Raw genomic sequence first — 20,442 nt, 5'->3', positions numbered from 1 at the left:
CTCACCCCAATCTTTTGGTGCCTTTCTCAAATTTCTCAATCTCCTCCAAAGTATGGCCGCGTGTTTCCGGAACGCGTGTGCGGATAAATAAAACGCCGAGTAAACAAATCAACCCGAAGATTGCAAATACAGCTTCTTGAGACATCGAAGCCGTCATGATCGGGAACAACAGTCCCACCAAAAAAGAACCGATCCAGTTAAAAGATGAAGCCAATCCGGATGCCCGCCCGCGGATTAACAGCGGGAAAATTTCCCCTACGATCACCCAGGTCAACGGAGCCCAAGTAAATGAATAAAAGGCTACATATATACTCAAAAAAACAACGATCATCATCGGATTTGCATTTGGAACCAACACATTCATCACAACCGGGAAAATAAAAGACAATCCCATGATGGTTCCGCCGGTCATCAATAAAGCTCGACGGTTAAATTTATCCGCAATCAACAGGAATACAAGGGAACCCAATACAAGAATGATCCCTTGAATAATCGGCCACATTAATGCGGATTTTGCCGCATGCCCTGTTGCTTTTTCCACAATCAAGGGAATGTAATAGAAAATGGCGTTCGCGCCCTGAAATTGTTGAAACGCGGCAATCCCGACACCGGCAATGACCAAATAACGATATTTACTCTGAAAAAGCGTGCTCCATGATGCTTTTTGATTTGCCTTTTTTCCTCGATCACGGTTTCTTGAATTTGTTTTATTTCGGATTCGATTTGTTCCGGGTCCTGACGAATATATCCCAATACTTTGCGGGCTTCATTCAGTTTGTTGTTTTTTATCAGAAAACGGGGGGACTCCGGCAGCCGCAAAACACCGATAAACAGAATCAAAGCGGGCAGGGCGGCCATCCCCAACATCAGACGCCAAGCCATGGTTACGGATAAATCTTTCAATAAATAATCAACAATATATGATAGCAACATCCCGGAAACGATCATTGTTTGGTTAATTCCGGACAAACGGCCGCGCAATTTCGCCGGTGCCATTTCCGACATATAAGCCGGGACCAGCGCTGAAGCGGCTCCGACAGCCAGTCCCAATAAAATCCGGACACCGGCCAAAAAATAGATTCCATTGTGCGGGGCAATCCCTGACAAAACAGAACCAACGACAAAAACCAGGGAAGCAATTAAAATCATTTTTCGTCGTCCCAAACGGTCTGAAAGTTGTCCGGCCAAAGCCCCTCCAAAAATCGCCCCAAACATCAGAGAAGAAGTGATCCAACCAATTGCACCGGCATTGTTTTGCAGGTTCCAATCATGTTCCAAAAAAGGCAAAGCCCCCGTCATCACACCGATATCGTAACCAAAGAGGATGCCACCGAAAGCCCCGAAAAAATAGATAAAGCCACTGGGAATTTTCTTGTCATTTGCCATGCCTGTTCCTCCTCATGTTGACCACTTATTGACTTCCCTTTCCTTCATGCATCAATCATGGGTAAAACGTTTTCAAAAATGTGTTTGGCCTTGTTTTCCCTGAAACATGAACGGGAAAGTGACCAAGATCCCCTTTTTCAAGAAGGATCCCTTCCGGGGAATCCGATTCCCCGGAAGCTGTGATTACTTGATCACCACGTATTCTGCACCCACAAGTTTTGCATAAGTGACGATTTGATCCGTTGTTAAATCCAGCGAAACCACGGTATGGTGCCCGCCTCCGTTCTCAATCCAAGCCTGAACCCCGTCACGAAAATTCGGCTTGACGCGCCAAAGCACACGGGCCACCGGAAGTTTTGGCGCAGGAACGGTTGGCTCAAATGCAGAAACTTCATTGATCAACAATTTGAAATGCGTACCGAAGTCCGCCATTGAAACAACAACACCATCCCCCGCCTTGCCGTCAAACACCAAACGGGCCGGATCCTCACGATCGCCTATTCCCAAGGGAGCTACAACAATTTTCGGTTTGTTTTTTGCCAGCGCAGGATCCACTTCCAACATATGGGATTGAAGCACATACTCTTGACCGCTCGCCAATTCATACGTGTAATCTTCCATGAAACCGGTTGAACCGTTGCGGCTCATGATTTTGAGCAACCGGTTGAGTGCCGCCGTCTTCCAATCCCCTTCGGCGGCAAAGCCGTATCCTTGGGCCGTCAGACGCTGTACGGCAAGCCCCGGAAGTTGTTTCATGCCGTGCAAATCTTCGAAATTTGTTGTGAAAGCATTGTAACCCCGCTCATCCAAAAAGCGCTTGATGGCTATTTCATACCGCGCCTGAACTTTCACGCTTTTCTCCCAATCTTCCTTGCTGTACGTCCCGTAATCAAATTCATAAAGGTTTGCATACTCTTCAAATAAGGCATCAACTTCCTCATCTTTGACGGCATTCACCTCTTGAACAAGATCGCCGATGCCATAGTAATCAACAGTCCACCCAAATTGAATCTGCGCTTCGATTTTATCCCCTTCGGTTACCGCAACATTGCGCATGTTGTCGCCAAAACGGGCTACTTTAATCTGGAAGCTTTCGTTATAAGCAACTGCCACATCCATCCATTCCGCGATTTGCTTCTGTACTTCCTCACGTTTCCAGTATCCGACAACCACTTTATTTTGTTTTTTCAAGCGGGCATTAATGAAACCATATTCACGGTCGCCATGCGCCGACTGATTCAGGTTCATAAAATCCATGTCAATCGTTTCCCAAGGAATGCTTTCATTGAATTGTGTTGCTAAATGAAGCAATGGTTTTTGCAATAATTTTGTCCCGCGAATCCACATTTTTGCGGGTGAAAACGTATGCATCCATGTGATCACTCCGCAAACTTCATCCCGATAATTGACTTCTTTCATGATGTTCGTGATTTTGTCGGCACTCACGGCCAGGTCTTGCAACACAATCGGGTACGGCAATAAACCGCTTTCATTCAATTCATCCGTAATGGTTTGTGCATGCGCTTTCACCCGGGCCAGCGTTTCTTCCCCATAGAGATGTTGCGAACCCACGACAAACCAAAATTCCCGTCTTTTTGGCGTTGACATCGTACCCCTCTTTTCTTTATTTTCTTTTCTTTTAATTTTGTCCGTAATAGGCATTTTTTCCGTGTTTTCTATAATAGTGCTTATCTAAAATATGTTTCGGCAATTCTTTCGCAAAGTGATTTAATTCTTGTGTAAAGAAATTCATTTTTGAAATTTCTTCAAGCACGACACTATGCATGACCGCCGATCTTACATCTTTCCCCCATGTAAACGGACCATGTCCTTTTAACAAAACCCCGGGAACGGCCAAGATATCCAATCCCCGTTCTTCAAATGTTTCAATAATCACGTTTCCCGTTTCTGTTTCATACCCGCGTTCAATTTCTTTTGGCGTCAGAAAACGGGCGCATGGAATGGAACCGTGGAATGTATCTGCATGCGTGGTTCCCATCGCGGGAACATCCAAACCTGCCTGAGCCCAGATGGTTGCCCATGTCGAATGCGTATGCACAATCCCGCCAATTTTCTCATAATGCTTATAGAGCACCGCGTGAGTGGGTGTGTCCGATGAAGGCTTCAGCTTACCTTCAACCACATTGCCTTCCAAATCAACCACCACCATGTCACCGGGCTTCATCGTTGCATAATCAACACCACTGGGTTTGATCACAAATAAACCGCTTTCACGATCAATCGCACTTGCATTCCCCCAAGTATATTTCACCAGCCCGTGTTCAACCAATTGCAAATTGGCTTGAAGCACTTCTTCTTTCAGCTGTTCCAACAATTTCATCCCTCCGGTTTCCGACTTAAAATCAATGGTTAAAAACAATCACCGGGGAGCGCTTTTAAGGTAAGTATATTTTTTATACGTACATATGTCAATCTTAAACAAAATATGTGCATACATCTTCTACAAAATAAATGATATTCTCATTTATATTTATGTATTAACAAACGAAATGAATGACGCCGATTACGATTATTGGAAATTTGTTCGCACCAATTGTTTAACTGCTTTCGATTCATTTCACATCATGTTAAGATATGTCCATACAAATTTTTAAAACGGAAGCAAAGCACAAACAACTTTCAGGAGCAGTGGTAATATGAAACCAAAGTATCAAGCAATCATCGATGACATCAAAAGTAAAATTCTTTCCGGGGAATACAGTGTTGGAGAACAAATCCCCACGGAGTCAGCCTTGCAGGAAATATACAAAGTCAGCCGGCACACTGTGCGAAAAGCCATTTTGGAACTGTCAAAGGAAGGCTTTTTAAGAAGCAGCAAGGGGTCCGGAACCTATGTCAGCAATCAGTTCCAAATAAAGTCGGGGGCCCACTCAAATCAAAAAACCATCGGGGTGATCACAACCTATATTTCGGATTACATTTTTCCTTCCATCATTCGGGGCATCGAAAGAAGACTGAATGAGGATAACTATTCATTGCTGCTGGCCAGCACCAATAATGAGATCGAACAAGAAAAAAAAGCCTTGGAAATGATGTTGTCTTCGGGCATCGACGGATTGATCGTCGAACCCACCAAAAGCAACTTGTACAATCCCAATATTTCATACTACTTGTCATTAAAGAAACAAAACGTTCCGTTTATTATGATCAATGCTTATTACAATGAATTGGATGTCCCTTTTCTTTGTCTGGATGATGTACAGTCCAGTTATCTTGCAACCAACGAATTGATTTCCAAAGGACACACGCAAATCGGACTCATTGCAAAAATGGATGATTTACAGGGTAAGCACAGAATGAAGGGGTATATCAAAGCGCTCGAGGAAGCCCGACTCCCTTTTCAGCCGGAGTTGGTCTTATCATTCAATACAGAGACAAAGCCGGCTTTGGGCATGAACTTAAAAGATTTCCTGAACAAACATCTGAATGAATTGACGGCCATTGTCTGCTACAATGACGAGGTCGCATTTGAATTGGTAAATGTATGCAGACAACTTGACATCCCGGTTCCGGACAAATTGTCAATTATTGGTCAGGACAATTCTTTTCTCGCCAAAACCTCTTTTATTAAGCTGACGACATTGACACACCCGCAAGAACAAATGGGTTATGATGCTGCCAATTGGATTATTAAGAAATTACAGGGTAAAAAGGATTTACCTTACCAAACCTATTATCAACCCAGATTAATCGAAGGTGAAACAGTGAAAGAATTGAATAAAGAGAACCCCTGATAATTTCCATAAACATAAAACAACCCCGCTCGAAACTTCACTGAGTCCAGTGACTTAAGCGGGGATGTTTTGTTTTAGTGCCTGTTATTTTCCATATCCGGCAACAATCCACCGATTTCACGTTACAGTTCACGACCAACAGATTATCTCCAATCGTTACATGGACAAATAAAAAAGAGGGAAAGTTCCCTCTTTTAATACGGCTGGTCGCCAACGATGGCCACCCGTTCGGCTTGGCGGGGATTGGGATAATAGTCGGAAACCGCGTAATGTTGAGTGGCCCGGTTATCCCAGAAAGCGATCGTGTTTTCTTCCCAGCGAAAACGGACTTGGTACTCGGGAATCTGCGCCTGCCGAAACAAATATTGCAGCAATGCCTCGCTCTCTTCTGGTTTCATCCCGACGATCCGGGTTGTAAAGGACGGATTCACAAACAAAGTTTTGCGCTCGGTTTCCGGATGGGTCCGGACCACCGGGTGTTCCACAGGAGGGAATTCGGCTTGTTTTTCCGCCAATTCTTCTTTTGTCATGAAATCGCTGAAAGCCGGGGTAAAGTCGTGAATGGCGGTCAGCCCGTCGATGCTCTCCTTGATCTTGTCGGGTAAATTGTCATAGGCGGCTCCCATGTCTGCCCACAGTGTATCGCCCCCAACCGGCGGAACCTTGATCATTTTCAACAGGCAAGCTTTTGCCGGACGGGGCCGGAAAGTCACATCGGTATGCCAGATATTTTCGTATCCGGCTTGCTTTTGATCCCTGGCAAACCGGACAAATTCCTTGGACTCGCCTTGCGGCAAAAAAGGGTGAACCTCCAGTTCTCCCCATAACCGTGCAAAAACTTTCAGTTGTTCACTGGTGACGTTTTGATTTCGGAAGAAAAGCACCTTCCACTCAAGCAGCGCCCGGTTCAATTCGGCTTGCAGCTCCGGTGTGACAGGCCCGCTCAAGTTGACCCCGGCAATTTCAGCACCGATTACCGGCGTGAGCGGCTTCACTTTGAACAGGGTATAAGGGCGCTCCTTTGTTCCTTCCGGCAAACGGCGTAAATGGCGCGGACCGACATGATCTTCCCGGTTTTCAAACTTGAGCGGACGGGAATCTCCGGAAATGAATCCAGACATGGCACCTGCTCCTTTCAACGGGATTTCCAAACAAAAAAGGAGGTCCCAATCCGGCCGTAAAAGCCGGGATACAGGAACCTCCAGTGATCTGGTCGGATAATTATATATTTCACATCTGTTTACTCGGAAATAATGATACCAAAAATTACTTATGATGTCAATCAGTGATGGTTCTTCAGGGTTCACCCTGGAAAAGAAGACGGGGCAAGCAACACACCATGATGCGCTTACCCCTTCTTGCTGTCCCGGTAGTTTCGGCAAGCCACAATGAAACGTTTGGCCACAGAAGGGTTGGAAGCAAAATGGAGATGGGTATACCCGGCCAAAAGATTTCCCCGTGCATATCCTTCCCGCTTGTTGCCGGCATGCCCGCGGATTTTATAAGCCCAAGCATCCTGCTCTTTCTGCATCGCCAGCGTGGAATAGTGAAATTCATGTCCACGCGCTTTCTCCCCTTGCTTGAGCAACAGGTTGTCTGTCACGGCTTCCACTTCCCGGTACCCCAGCGCCGTCAATCGGTCATTCATCCGGACCACGGCCGGGATCACGCCCGTCATCGGATGTTTCTTCCCTTCCCGATCCACGATCGCCTCGGTCAAGTACATGTATCCGCCACACTCGGCATATGTCGGCATGCCTCTAGTGATGTTTTCCCGGAAAGAACGTTTCACTTCCTCATTTGCGGATAATTCCCGCACAAACTCTTCCGGGAACCCGCCACCCACGATCAATCCATCGGCTTCTTCCGGCACCGGTTCGCCTTTGAGCGGGCTGAAAAACTGCAGCCGGGCTCCGTACTGCTTCAGCAACTCCAGATTTTCCGGGTAATAAAAATGAAAAGCCGCATCTTTTGCCACTGCGATGATGACGGAATGTGGTTCCATCCATTTTTGCGAAAAAAGCCGACGCCCGGGCCCGGCAAGCAAAGGGGCATTCCCGGCAACCTTCTTTAAACCGTCCAAATCCACTCCTTTTTCCATGAGCTCTGCCAACCGGTCAAACAGGGGAACCATTTCCCCCCGTTCAAGGGCGGGGATTAAACCCAAATGGCGTTCCGGGATGTCAACGGACGGATCCGGGGGAAGCCAACCGAAAACCGGAATGCCGCACTCTTTTTCAATTGCAGATTTGACAAGCTGAAAATGTCCTTCCCCTCCGGCCCGGTTGGCAATCACTCCGGCCACGGGCACAGACGGATTCAACCCCTGATAACCCTTCACCACCGCCGCCGCACTGCGCGCCAAACTGTAGACATCCACCACCAGGATCACCGGGCTTTGCAACAAAATGGCAATCTCCGCCGTGCTCCCCTTGTCGCTCAAAGGATCTTTGCCGTCATACAGTCCCATGACCCCTTCTACGATGGAAAGATCAGCATCCCGGCTGCCATTGAGAAAAATCTCCACCATGTTCTCCGGCGGCACCATCCAGGTATCCAGATTGCGGGAAGGGCGCCCGGTGATCGCCGTATGGTAACCCGGATCAATATAATCCGGCCCGGCCTTAAATCCCTGCACCTTGAGCCCCCGCTTTTGAAACGCCGCCATCAAACCAAGGGTCACCGTCGTTTTGCCCACTCCGCTCCCCGTTCCGGCAATGACGAGCCTCGGTCTTTTTTCGTTCATGGCACATCTCCCCCCGTTCCTTCCCATTTCATAAGAAATCCCCTGCCACTTTATTTGCAGCAGGGTGCCGGCAATTAATAAGACTTGGCAAACCAGACGGTGTATTTGGCTTTCTCTCCGCATGCGACACATGTTTTCATGGTTTCCGGGGGATCAAAAGGAATGTTGCGGCTGACGGCACCGCTTTCTTCCTTCACTTTGGCTTCACAACGGTCATCGCCGCACCAGCCGGACAAGACAAAACCGCGCTTGGTTTGGATAATATCCGTCAATGCTTCAAGGGTTTCTGCCATGTGGGTGTTCCGGTCAAAATTGGCTTTCGCTTGTTGATACAAGTTTTCCTGAATCTCATTGAACAGACGATCGACCGTCTCCAAAACTTCCGCGGTCGGAACCGTGATTTTTTCCAACGTGTCCCTTCGTGCGAGCACGACCTGATCCTGATTGACATCCCGGGGCCCGATTTCCATGCGAAGCGGGATGCCTTTCGCTTCATATTCGTTAAATTTCCATCCGGGACTGTAGTTATCCCGGTCGTCCAGTTTCACCCGGATTCCCTTCGCTTTGAATCGATCCAGGATTTGTGCGGCATAAGACAGCACACGCTCCCGTTCGCCTTTCGCACCGATCGGGATGATGATGACCTGTGTCGGGGCAATGCGCGGCGGCAGCACCAATCCTTGATCGTCGCCGTGAACCATGATCAATGCCCCGATCAAGCGGGTGCTCACTCCCCAGGAAGTGGTGTATGCATACGCCAATTGGTTGTTTGCATCCGTAAATTGGATATCGAAACTTTTCGCAAAGCGTTGCCCCATATAATGGGAAGTTCCGGCCTGGAGCGCCTTTCCGTCTTTCATCATAGCTTCCACGGAATAGGTGTGAACCGCCCCGGCAAACTTTTCCGAAGGTGTTTTCTCTCCGCGGACAACGGGAATCGCCAAACCGCTTTCAATAAACTCCGCGTACAAATCCAAAATTTTAAACGTTTCTTCTTTGGCTTCCTGTTCGGTGGCATGAGCGGTATGCCCTTCCTGCCACAAAAACTCGCTCGTCCTCAAAAACGGCAACGTACGTTTTTCCCAACGGACCACGTTGCACCACTGATTCATGAGCAAAGGCAAGTCCCGGTACGATTTCACCCATTTGGAAAACATGTGTCCGATCATGGTTTCCGAGGTCGGGCGGATCGCCAACTTTTCCTCCAGCGGATCGCCCCCGGCTTCCGTCACCCAAGGCAGTTCCGGATTAAACCCTTCCACATGCTCTTTTTCTTTCTCGAAAAAACTTTGCGGGATAAACAAGGGGAAGTAGGCATTTTCATGACCCGTTTCTTTCAGCCGGGCATCCAATTCTTTTTGAATCGCTTCCCAAAGCGCATATCCGGCCGGTTTAAAAACGATGCACCCCCGGACCGGCGAATAATCCATTAAGTCCGCTTTTTTGATCGTCTCTATGTACCAACCCGAAAAATCTTCGCTCTGCGACACAGACTTTTTGGAGCTCATGCAACATCATCCCCTTCCGGTATTTCAATTCATAATTTTCTGCCCGAGTGGATTCATGTTACTATATTTCATTTCTTTCTTCAACGCGTTTGTTTTATTTACATTCTTTCATTCATGAGAATTAAAAATTCAACGCATACCGCAAGAAAGACCCCTGCCACTTCCTGTGCAGCAGGGATCTTTCTTTATCTTTGCTCAAGTGCTTGCTCAACGCTTCCGCCTGCTTCCAAACTGGCTTCATCCTTTGACAGAATCTCTTTTTTTGCGGACAGGAAACAAAAGATTAATGAGATCGCCGCACAGCCCCAAAAAATTTCCGGTATCCCCCACTTGGACACCACCGCCAACGAGCCGATCAAAACAACATCCAATACGGAATCAAGAATACTTAACAGAGAGGGTGGTCGCCCGGCTTCCCGTTGAAATGTATTGGTTACCGAGATTCGAAGAAATCGGCCAGCTAATGGATCGGGCCGCCCGGATCACCAGAACCGCCAAGATGAAAACAACCGGCGAATGATCAAAGATCACCGTCAACACATAAGAAGAGATGATCAAAACACCGGACAGATACATCCAAGCCACTTCGGACACCTTTTTCGTCAACCAACCGACATAGGTGGAAGCTAAAATTCCTCATTCGATATCGTTTTCTCATTATACAGGGGAATGGTTTTCGCACCGGCCCTCGTTCTTGCGGGCCATAACGCTTTAGAGACTCATTAATCCACTGCACGAATCCCTTTCATGACGGCAAGAATCAGCCCTTGAAAGAGCACGATGCAACTTCCGCAAATGATCAGCATCAAGGAAACGGACAAGCCATGATTCAAAAAAATGGTGAACACCCCGTGGGATACCGGCGTCAAACCGATCGAGAACGTGGTCATTAACCCCATGATCCGCCCCAATTTTTCCACAGGAATGCGTTCTTGAAGAAGAGTAACCAATAATGTATTGCCTGAGATCAAAACAAAACCGCAGAAAAACAGAGAACCCATTCCGAACAACAGCCGGTTGGTCAACCCCAGACCGACCAAACTCAATCCGTTGAGGGCAATAAGGATCATGGCAATCAGCGCCCGTCTGAACCGCAATGTAACCAGTGCCAAGAAAATTGCCCCGATGATCATTCCTGCGGATAATGCCATTTCCAAATAACTGAGATCCAGCGCCGAACCGTGCAAGATCTCTTCCACATACAAAGGAATGGCGATGTTTATGGGCCCGGAGAAGAAAAAACTGGCGATTAATGTCGTCAGGATTAATGAAAAGGCAAACGTGTCCTTTTTTAGATCGTTCAATCCTTCCCTCAGATCTTGCATCACCGACAACGGATTTCCTTGTTTTTTCCGGGTTTTGTTCTCTTCCTCCCGGACAAAGAAGAGAAAGAATGAACTAATGGCGAGAAATACAGAGATGGTGACAAAAACCAGCCCGTAAGAAAACAACGTCAACAGTCCGCCTGCGATCAGCGAACCGGTAAGAAGTCCCGCTTGTTGGGTTAATGCATTGAAAGAATTGGCTTGAGCCAAATGGTTCTTGGGCACAACCGCCGGTAAAACGGAGTTGGTTGCCGGCCAATAAAATGCTTCCAAAGTTCCAAAAAGAAAAGCAAACACAAGCAATAAGGGGATGCTCAGAACGTTGGTCATCACACAGAAAGCCATCACAAAAATCAGCAGAGCACGGGCCGAGTCGGAAACAATCATGATTCGGGATCGCTTGAAACGATCCGCCGTCACACCGCCGACGGGCATGAGGAACAACCGCGGAATGGACGCCACCATCAGGACAACTCCCAAGATCTGCCCGGCACCGGATTCCTTCACCACATACCAGCTTACTGTCAAGGTATACATGGAACCGGCCAAACTGGTAAATATACCAGCCAACCAAACCAATAAAAAGGATTTATTTTTGAACAAAGCGAACTTGGTGTTGGTTTGCCGTTCTTCTGTTTTTGCCAATACATTCTGTTCTTTCATGATCTCCCCGCAAATTCTGTCTGTCCCAATTATCAAATATGAAAAACACATTTTCTCCATAGTAACACTGACCGTCAGGCAACTTGAAGGATTATCCCTTTGATATTTCTATAAAACCCCATTAACAGCATCATGTCCCTTTTCTCGTTTCAAGCTCACCGTTTGTTACAATCAAAGCAATTTTTCCCACAAACGGCTACATCCCTTGAAACAACAATACAGTGTAATTTTACTGTTTTTTCTAATTTTCGCAAATATTTTTTGGTTTTTAAGAAAAAACTACTAAATCAACAAATTGAACACAAAAAACCCCTGCCACATCTATGCAGCAGGGATATTTTCAATAAGACTGTATGAGAGTGCAAACACATGAGCAATAGATTGTGACTTCGGCTTCTCACTTTAAGATGTATCACAAAAGTGAAACTCACTAACGTGAAAAATAATATTCTTGCACAAAATAGTACAGAGTTCAGGTTATTTAAAATGCAGAAACTCATCTTTGTAATAAGAGTATTTCAAAGTTAATACTTGACACGGATCATGCCAATGCAGACTAGAAATCGATAGGTAATAATCCGATTACGATCAGAAAAGAGTCCGATTTAGAGGCATTCTACAGCAGACACCAAATACTTATTCCTTTAAAAACAACTCTTTAAAATATAGTGATTTGCATATACTTAGATATATCAATATTAGAAATAAATAATTCCCTTCCTATTTTTGTGTTATTTCCCTGATTAATCGAATAACACCATGACTCCTGATTAACATAAAAGTCCACTGATTGATATATCTCTTTCACCTCTTCACAATCATCAATAGTTAACAAAAAATTATGTTGAGTTTTTTTTAGAAGCCTAGCCAGTTTAACATGCTCTTCATGACTCATACTTACAGGGTATAATTCATGACCTTTTTTATAATATGGAGGATCCAATACTAGGAATACATCTTTCCCTGGGGCTAAGATAAGTTCTTCAAAATCTAAGCAAGTAATTTTTACATTTTGAAGTTTACTTGAGCATTCTTTAATTCTTTTACAAAGCATTTCAGGATTCCATCTACAATCAATTTTCCAATTGGATTTTTGTTTTATCCCTCCAATAGGATTAGCTGTAATTATGCCGGAGTAGTTTGTTCTATTTAAAAATAAAAACTTATATGCGACTTCCAACTCATTTTGCGGCTTTATTGATCTAATTTCTTTCCAAATCTCAATACTAGGTTTTATACTTAAAACAAATTTGCAAATGTCATCTGGATAGTCACGAACTATTTTAAAAAAAGCATAGACACTATAATCTTTATCATTTATCCAATTTATCTTTGCCTTGGGCTTCCCAAAAAATATAGCTCCACCCCCAAAAAATGGTTCACGATATTCTATATGAGGGATATAAAAATATGGATAAAATCTGTTTAAAACCTTGCTTTTAGAGCCAGGAAACCTTAAAGGAGATCTTATTTTATTTGATATCATTTCAAATCACTTTCCTCAATACATTCCCTTTTTTGTTTATATTATCATTACCAGAGCTTCTTGGCCAGACGAAAAATTAATGCCCACTGCTTAAAAGTGGGCATATGAACATTATTTTATTAATGCTTTTCTTGTTAATAAATCTAAAATTTTCCCACCTGGTTTCATACTAATAGCCGTGTATCGGTGCGCTAGTGCTATTGGTACTACAGCATTCTCATAAAGATCGCACTCAAATTCTTCAATTAAGCTTAATGCTTTTGGTAAAACTGAATTATATTTCTCAATATTAGCCTTCTCTCGCTTGAAAACCTCTAAATTCGGCTTAGTTTTACTTTCAAATGGATAAACAAGATTAAAGACAAACACTCTTCCCGAAGGAGTTTTGTATATAAAATCTTGTCCATAATATGTTTCATAGCCATGACCATTTTTAGGAACTCTTCTTCCAGGAGAAATATACTTGTATCGAAATGCATCATTAAGTGCAAATATCCTGTTGTTTGGAATATGAGAATTAATCATTTTTACAAAATCTACAACCTGGCCACTTTTTATCAAACTCATGATAAAAAGTGGCTCATAACCATTATTCTCTAGCTTTTTATTTATTAAATGTATATATCTTAATATACTTGCATGTAGCCATGCTGAGGGACCAAATATAGCTAAAGCCCCATCTAATATAAAAGCCATTTTTGATAAAATATCCAAAGAGCCCTGTTCTTCTAAACAACGGATATAATGAATAGGAATTAGATGCTCAAGGACTTGCATTGTTCTAGAAAGAGCTACTACGTTTGATTGATACTCATTGATCTCTTCCCAAATCCTAAGACAATCAGTCGGATAAATTGGTTCACCGCACTTACAATAGATTTGCTCCTCTAGGTCCTCAATTCTAATATCCCGTTCATCACATTCCTCATTGGGACATTTATGCAAAAATAAATGGGGTCTTTCTTCTAAAGATGTATTAAATTCATTGGGTCTTATTGAAGCTAAATAGAATAAAGTTGATCGTAAACTCGTTTTTGGGTCATCTGATTTTATCCTAAATTCGTACAATAATTTATCTAATTGTGCCCTAAAACTATCTCGAACAGATTTATACCCATCTAGGATCACATTCGAACTAGGTAAAGTAAATGAAATAGAAGAGTTGTTTTGTTGAAGCTTTGCCACCTCAAAAGGGTTAACAAACCCCCCCTTTTTATTGAGTAGCCTGTATTTATTTAATTCTATTAACAGGCTACCAATTTTTATATAACCCATTTTGGTACTTGGGATAGCCTCCTCGACACTTGATTCATAAATACTACCATCTACGGCTATAATAAATTCAGGCAAATAATCACTTTTCAAAGTTGGCATAACAAATTTTTTTTTGATTTCGTCGCGTTCTTTACCATCAATCGGACTTAACAGCTTACATTTATCAAGGAATTCCTTTACATCTGGACTTTTTATTAAATTCATATGTGATGATTTATTTGCAAACTCTCCATCATAAGGCATTATATAACCACCTAATCATTCTGGTTTAAAAAGATCGATCTGTACTGGTACTACAAACGGACTAGACAAAGTTTTAACTCTGGCAAATCCAACATCTTGTGCTTTCAATAAGGAACGACTAAAATCTGCAAAATCATAAAACTTAGTTAGCTCTTTGATTTCTTTTTCATTATTTAAATGGGTTACAAACCAATTTTCTGTATTAGCCAAAATATTCGGATGAATTGATGAAACTTCTTGTGTCGCATAAACTAATGCAATATTGTATTTAGCCCCTTCTTTTGCTATCCGAGGCCATGTTTCAGTTAAATCCATATTTTTTCCAATTAAATTATGTGCTTCTTCAATGTATATTACAATATTCGGCGGAGGAACGTCTTTGATAAATTGCTCCATTGATTTGTTAAAAATATATTCAGCGATTTCTAGACTAATATTTTTCCGAATCGTTGGGTCTCCAACGGACAAGTCAAGAATAACGATTTTCCCTTCTCTTAAATGGCTATATATTTCTTCGCCGACAGCAATCCTCCCTCTATTTGGCGAATGGTACTTTTTAGCTACATCAAGTATTTTGTAACCTGATATATAATTGTTATTACTATTTTTTTGAACCATCATGTCTAGGAGGTTGCTTAAATCTACATCTACCCAAGGTTCTCCACTTTTAGATTTTGGCAACTCATTTTTTACGTTCCGGATAATTTCAAACCATTTATTGGCATCCGGCAAATTCATTGATACTATACCACTTTTTTCATTAACACTAAATGATTTAAAATTCTCTTGACCTAACTTTTTAAAAACAATATCCCTAACATCTTTATTTGCAGGGAAATGAACTCTAAAGTTTTTAGTTGACTTAAAACCCGCTTTATATAAAAGAACTTGATAAGCTGCTACCCTTCTCATCCATCTTCCATAAGCAGATTCCCACCTATCCTTTGGTTCCTCCAATGACATGTTTATAAAACTTTTTTTGTAATCGGCATCTATACTATTTGCAGCCTGAAGTTCACGCTTAATAACATTAAATCCTTCATTGATTTTTTCATAAAAGTTATTCCGTAAATCTAGAAACCCTGCTGTTTGTATCATTCTGTATCGAACAGTCTGATCAGGATAAACATTCGCTAATGCTCCATTATCTTGTTTATTTGCATTAGCATATTCCCCATTAATATCAAAAATAATTTGACCAATCTTTACATTGCCTTCATCGGCAATTTTCTTTACAACTGAAACTGTCTTCTTAATCATATTTGACTTTCCAGTTCTCGTCATACCAAGTACAGCCGTTCGCCTTGCTAAAAAATCATATGGAAAAATAGTAAACGGCACATTTTTTTCCTTTGAACTTCTATGTAACCTATCTGTTGAAGTATATCTTACCGTACCAATTTGAATAGGAGGCAGTAATTTTGTAAAACCTTGTTCCTTTGCATTTTCAATTGAACGTTTACGTTGAAGTGGATCAATGTGATTTACTATCTGCTGCAACGCTTCACCACGAGGACGATAAACAGACAATCTAGTGCTTACATAAAAAGTTTCTAAATCACTTCCCAAGTAAAGCTGCCCATCTCGTTTATAGAAAGTCCCAATGACCCTACAATCTAATCCACCAAATTGCATTTGGTTTTTAGTTATTTCATCATAATCCTCACTTAAATAAATATTAGTCTGATTTTGAAAATAATCTATTTTCGCCCTTACTAAATCATCATCCTGAGGTAACTTTGTAGATCCAACAACCCTTAATAATATTACTTGTTTATCTTCTTCATGAACGTCTTTGTATTGATCAGGATTAAAGGAAGCAGCTACTAGAAAACAATTATGCGGGATACCTACCGCCTGATTCTTCCATAAATCATTAGTCATGACTTTTGCATAATCATAATCAATGTGATATATCCATCCTACAAATGAGCTATTCTGTACGAGCTTAACTAATTCATCTTCTTTTAAAAGTTGATTAAAATTGTCCAACACATCTATCACCTTTTGAATAGTCTTATAATAAAAATATAACTATTTTTTTCAATTCGTTCAATCATTTATTATTCTAACTAATCTTCTTTTTTTCCAGCTGATTCATTTGTTTTGAATCAGTGATAGTTCAAACATTTCAGAGCGCTTCCTTTTGAATGACTTCATTATCGATAAATGTTACAGCTAGTTAGAAAAAATATTATACTTAACAAAGTCGTACTGAATTAAATTTCAAACTCCAACCACTAGTGATTTTTCATAATTCATTATATTTGAACTAAATTTCCTACTTGCAATCCTTCTTACACACCTTTCTCCTTGACCGGTCAATCGGGGCATGACATATGTACCGGATTGTTCAAATGGATCGCCGGTCTGTACTTTTTGGCACAAAACCGTTAAAATCTATGGTCTATACCACAAACACAAAGGGTGAAAAGATTGGAACCCTGCATGAACCATTCTTGGGATTTAGACGAATCCGAAGCATTACGAATCCAAAAGCATTTGGCCTCCAAAGTGATAAAAAAAGACCAACTGGATGCAGTCAAGTATGTTGCCGGTGTGGATGTCGCTTATGATCAAAAATCCGGGAAACTGGTTGCGGCTGCTGTGGTGCTGGATGCCGGATCACTGGATGTCGCGGAAACAGCGATCGCCGAAGACGTTGCCCGATTCCCTTATATTCCGGGTTTATTTTCATTCAGGGAAATCCCACCCATTGCCAAAGCATTAAAAAAATTAAACATCTCACCGGATCTGATTGTTTGTGACGGGCAAGGGATCGCACATCCAAGACTATTTGGGATCGCAAGTCACTTAGGCGTTTTATTCGATGTCCCCACGATCGGCTGTGCCAAAACAAGATTGATGGGTGAAGCCGGACAGCCGGAAATTCAAAGGGGCAGCCATGCTCCCCTGACCGATCACGGTGAGGTGATTGGCAACGTATTGCGGACTCAGGATCATGTAAAACCGATCTATGTTTCAATTGGTCACCGTATCTCCTTATCGACAGCCTGTGACTGGATTTTAAAGCTTTCTCCGCATTACCGCCTGCCCGAAACAACACGGAAAGCCGACCAAACCGTCCGCAGGGCTTTAAAAAACCGCCTTTCCTTCTAAAATTCAACAAAAACAAACCCCTGCCACATGCAGGCAGGGATCATCCCATTAAACGCCCAACCGAACCAACTCGACGACATACTCTGTGAGAAACAACTCATGATTGTAGATATTTAAAGTTTGTTGCCCTGTTTCCACTATGAGTGCTTTATAGACAATGCGACGTTTACGTGTGGAATTGTCCGGTTTGATAACGACAAAAACTTTGCCACTTCGTTGCAGCAGGAAGATCCATATCCGCCCCGATGAAACGATTTGGATTTCTGGAATCAACACCTTGAAATAATGAACCGAAGAGGAAAAGCACAAACTCCCGGTCGTTCAAATTGGTTAAATGAAGTTAAATGAAAAGAATCCATTGTGATTCAAAGCAGATTTCCTCCTGATCCCCCTGACAAAAGTTCCCCGTTGCCGTTCTTCAGCCGTATTTTATCAAGTTTATATTTTAGATCGAACCATTTCGGTTCCATCTTTGTAGTTTTTTGATTAATGTTGAATGGTCAATCCCAAGAACCTTCGCGGCTTGACGAAGGGACGGTTGCGACTTCATCGTCGCTAAAACCAACTGTTGTTCATACCTCTCCACTCTCTCCTTTAATGTGAGCGGATTATTCACCAATTGTGCATTTTGAATATGAGCAGGAAGGTGGTGAAGCTCGATTACAAGGGATGGAACGGAGACAATCAGATTCTCCATCAGATTTTTAATTTCCCTTACATTCCCCGGCCAATTATAACGGCACAACTGTTCCTTGGCGTCGCGACTGAGACGTTTTTGAACGTGGAATTTTTTTGAGTAATGCATAAAGTAATAATCAATAAGAGCAGGCACATCTTCAGGCCTCTCCGACAAAGGGGGGATATGAATCTCAACAACCTGCAGACGGTAAAACAAATCCTGACGAAAGCGTCCTTCTTTCACCAGACTACGCAAATCCCGGTTGGTCGCGGAAATCACACAGACGTTCACAGGGCGTGCTTGGACGCCACCTATCCGATAAACCTGGGGATCTTGCAGCACCCGCAACAGCTTCGTCTGCAAAGCAAGCGGCATTTCACCAATTTCATCAAGTAAGATCGTTCCACCATCCGCCAATTCAAACAATCCTTTTTTCCCCCCTTGCGAGCTCCTGTAAAAGCACCAGGTTCATATCCAAACAGCTCCGACTCAAGCAGTGCCTCCGGTATCGCAGCACAATTCACTTTGATAAACGGTTTATTCCTGCGATCACTCAAATGATGGATGAGGTTTGCGATCACTTCTTTGCCAACGCCGGATGGGCCAAGCAACAGTACGTTTGTTGGATACGGAGCCACCTGTTTCACTTTTCCGACAATCTCTTTCATCCATTTGCTTTCGGAAACAAAAATGTTGTCTCCATCCGTCGTCAGGTGATACTGATGTCGATTCAGTTCGGAAAGTCCGACCACCTTCTCCAATTCTTCCGTCAGCCGGTTCAAACGCGTAATATCACGAACACTCGTGACTACCAGTTGGATTTCTCCAGCTTCATCAAATTCGGGATTCCCGGTAATAATTACCTCCTTACCATTCCTCAAGTTTTGCATCAGCGATATAGAACGCTTATGTTCGATCACGAGAAGGGAAACCGAATTATTGATGTAGCCTTCTTTAATCAAATCATTCATGTGGCGGCCAATGAGCTCTTCCCGCCGGGTCTCCGACAGCTTCTCATATGCAGAATTCACAAGGAGTGTAACTCCGGAACCATTGGTAACATATACGCCATCCGGAATCCACTCGATAATTTCCGCAATTTGTTCCAACTGTTCCGGGTCAAAGCATTTTGCTTTCAGTATGATAACCACCCCACGCGAAAAAATAATCGGTTCTTCAGTGGTGAAATTTATCATCGAACGGTGAATTTCGTCACCATTTTATTATAACAACGATAATCGGGAATAATCAAAAAAATCAATCTATAATCAGTGAAAAAATTCACCAATCACTGTTCGCCTACCATTTTCATGGCATATGTTGCGTGTTTTTTATGTTGGCACAATTTTTGCTTTTGAAATATAAACGAAAATCATATTTGTGATAAAGGAGGTATGAGCATGGCCAACATCGTGAAAGCACGCCCGAAGCTGTACGTCTTGGACAACGGACGGATGAGGATGGACAAAAACTGGATGATCGCCATGCACAATCCTGCTACTGTTGACAATCCAAACGCACCTGCGGAAATGATCGAGTTTCCGATTTATTCTGTCTTGATTGATCATCCAGAAGGAAAAATTCTTTTTGATACCTCATGTAACCCCAATTCCATGGGACCTCAAGGTCGCTGGTCAGAAGCCACCCAGTCGATGTTCCCCTGGATCGCAAGCGAGGAGTGTTATCTGCACAATCGCTTGGAACAGCTAAAAGTGCGTCCGGAAGACATTAAATTCGTAATTGCTTCTCATCTCCATCTCGATCACGCTGGCTGTCTCGAAATGTTTACCAATGCAACCGTGATCGTCCATGAAGACGAATTCAACGGGACCCTGCAAGTTTACGCTCGTAACCGCTCTGAGGGAGCGTACGTTTGGGCCGACATTGACGCTTGGATCAAGAACAACCTGCAGTGGCGCACCATTAAGCGCGACGAAGATAACGTCCCGCTGGCTGAAGGAGTACGAATCCTCAACTTTGGCAGCGGACACGCATGGGGGATGCTCGGACTGCACGTTAAACTCCCGGAAAAGGGCAACATTATCCTGGCTTCCGACGCGATTTACAGTTCTGAAAACTTCGTGCCTCCGGTAAAACCACCGGGGATTATCTACGATTCACTCGGATATGTAAAAACAGTGGAGCGCATCCGCCGGATTGCGCAAGAAACCCAGTCGGAAACCTGGTTTGGTCATGATTCAGAGCAATTTAAGTCGTTCCGAAAGTCCACGGAAGGATATTACGAATAAGATCCAA

General features: G+C 43.2%; 15 protein-coding genes and 1 pseudogene. 3 read left to right on the top strand and 13 right to left on the bottom strand.

The window, feature by feature from the left end; translation table 11 throughout:
- Position 1: 1 nt before the first annotated feature.
- The 3 genes and pseudogenes from I8U21_RS11880 to I8U21_RS11870 form a co-directional block, all read right to left on the bottom strand.
- Positions 2 to 1,386, bottom strand: a pseudogene (locus I8U21_RS11880) (sugar porter family MFS transporter).
- A 183-nt stretch (positions 1,387 to 1,569) separates the two neighbouring features.
- A complete protein-coding gene (gene araA / locus I8U21_RS11875; RefSeq protein ID WP_198053981.1) occupies positions 1,570 to 2,994 on the bottom strand; it encodes an L-arabinose isomerase in 1,425 nt (474 codons plus the stop codon).
- Positions 2,995 to 3,025: 31 nt separating this feature from the next.
- Positions 3,026 to 3,721 (bottom strand): L-ribulose-5-phosphate 4-epimerase, encoded by a 696-nt coding sequence (locus tag I8U21_RS11870; protein WP_181731926.1) that lies wholly within the window; start codon positions 3,719 to 3,721, stop codon positions 3,026 to 3,028.
- Between the two features lie 322 nt (positions 3,722 to 4,043).
- Here I8U21_RS11870 and I8U21_RS11865 point away from each other — a divergent pair, with 322 nt between their 5' ends.
- Complete coding sequence (locus I8U21_RS11865) at positions 4,044 to 5,141, top strand: GntR family transcriptional regulator (RefSeq protein WP_181731927.1); 1,098 nt, start codon at positions 4,044 to 4,046, stop codon at positions 5,139 to 5,141.
- Between the two features lie 194 nt (positions 5,142 to 5,335).
- Here the strand turns inward: I8U21_RS11865 and I8U21_RS11860 are convergent, their stop codons facing one another.
- The 8 genes from I8U21_RS11860 to I8U21_RS11825 form a co-directional block, all read right to left on the bottom strand.
- On the bottom strand, positions 5,336 to 6,262 hold the full coding sequence (locus I8U21_RS11860) for a TauD/TfdA dioxygenase family protein (RefSeq protein ID WP_181731928.1): 927 nt from the start codon (positions 6,260 to 6,262) through the stop codon (positions 5,336 to 5,338).
- Positions 6,263 to 6,489: 227 nt separating this feature from the next.
- Positions 6,490 to 7,887 (bottom strand): cobyrinic acid a,c-diamide synthase CobB, encoded by a 1,398-nt coding sequence (locus I8U21_RS11855; protein ID WP_181731929.1) that lies wholly within the window; start codon positions 7,885 to 7,887, stop codon positions 6,490 to 6,492.
- 74 nt (positions 7,888 to 7,961) lie between these two features.
- The gene (gene proS, locus I8U21_RS11850; RefSeq protein ID WP_198053980.1) at positions 7,962 to 9,395 is read right to left on the bottom strand and encodes a proline--tRNA ligase; all 1,434 of its coding nucleotides are present in this window, start codon (positions 9,393 to 9,395) and stop codon (positions 7,962 to 7,964) included.
- 378 nt (positions 9,396 to 9,773) lie between these two features.
- On the bottom strand, positions 9,774 to 9,980 hold the full coding sequence (locus I8U21_RS11845; protein ID WP_198050968.1) for a hypothetical protein: 207 nt from the start codon (positions 9,978 to 9,980) through the stop codon (positions 9,774 to 9,776).
- 137 nt (positions 9,981 to 10,117) lie between these two features.
- Entirely contained in the window at positions 10,118 to 11,383 is a 1,266-nt protein-coding gene (locus I8U21_RS11840) for an MFS transporter (protein ID WP_198050969.1), read from the bottom strand.
- 658 nt (positions 11,384 to 12,041) lie between these two features.
- Complete coding sequence (locus tag I8U21_RS11835; protein WP_198053979.1) at positions 12,042 to 12,869, bottom strand: DNA adenine methylase; 828 nt, start codon at positions 12,867 to 12,869, stop codon at positions 12,042 to 12,044.
- Positions 12,870 to 12,980: 111 nt separating this feature from the next.
- Positions 12,981 to 14,387: a DNA double-strand break repair nuclease NurA gene (locus I8U21_RS11830; protein ID WP_198050971.1), complete on the bottom strand. Its 1,407-nt coding sequence runs from the start codon at positions 14,385 to 14,387 to the stop codon at positions 12,981 to 12,983.
- Between the two features lie 15 nt (positions 14,388 to 14,402).
- Entirely contained in the window at positions 14,403 to 16,379 is a 1,977-nt protein-coding gene (locus I8U21_RS11825) for an ATP-binding protein (protein ID WP_198050972.1), read from the bottom strand.
- Positions 16,380 to 16,823: 444 nt separating this feature from the next.
- Here I8U21_RS11825 and nfi point away from each other — a divergent pair, with 444 nt between their 5' ends.
- A complete protein-coding gene (nfi, locus tag I8U21_RS11820; RefSeq protein WP_232337642.1) occupies positions 16,824 to 17,507 on the top strand; it encodes a deoxyribonuclease V in 684 nt (227 codons plus the stop codon).
- 445 nt (positions 17,508 to 17,952) lie between these two features.
- Here nfi and I8U21_RS15205 read toward each other — a convergent pair whose 3' ends face one another.
- Together I8U21_RS15205 and I8U21_RS11815 are read right to left on the bottom strand one after the other, a co-directional pair.
- On the bottom strand, positions 17,953 to 18,612 hold the full coding sequence (locus I8U21_RS15205; protein ID WP_255516970.1) for a sigma 54-interacting transcriptional regulator: 660 nt from the start codon (positions 18,610 to 18,612) through the stop codon (positions 17,953 to 17,955).
- Positions 18,498 to 19,337 carry a sigma 54-interacting transcriptional regulator gene (locus I8U21_RS11815; protein WP_370527085.1) on the bottom strand — a complete coding sequence of 280 codons (840 nt, stop codon included), beginning with the start codon at positions 19,335 to 19,337 and terminating at the stop codon, positions 18,498 to 18,500. The genes I8U21_RS15205 and I8U21_RS11815 overlap by 115 nt, the downstream gene beginning before the upstream one ends.
- A gap of 249 nt (positions 19,338 to 19,586) precedes the next feature.
- Between I8U21_RS11815 and ahlS the strand changes: the two genes are divergently transcribed.
- The gene (ahlS, locus tag I8U21_RS11810; RefSeq protein ID WP_198053978.1) at positions 19,587 to 20,435 is read left to right on the top strand and encodes an AhlS family quorum-quenching N-acyl homoserine lactonase; all 849 of its coding nucleotides are present in this window, start codon (positions 19,587 to 19,589) and stop codon (positions 20,433 to 20,435) included.
- Positions 20,436 to 20,442: the final 7 nt, after the last annotated feature.

The sequence above is a fragment of the Thermoactinomyces sp. CICC 23799 genome, assembly GCF_016055145.1.
GTDB classification, from domain to species: domain Bacteria; phylum Bacillota; class Bacilli; order Thermoactinomycetales; family Thermoactinomycetaceae; genus Thermoactinomyces; species Thermoactinomyces intermedius.
Note: the sequence above shows the minus strand (reverse complement) of the source record. Positions and strands in the feature narration are given on the sequence as shown.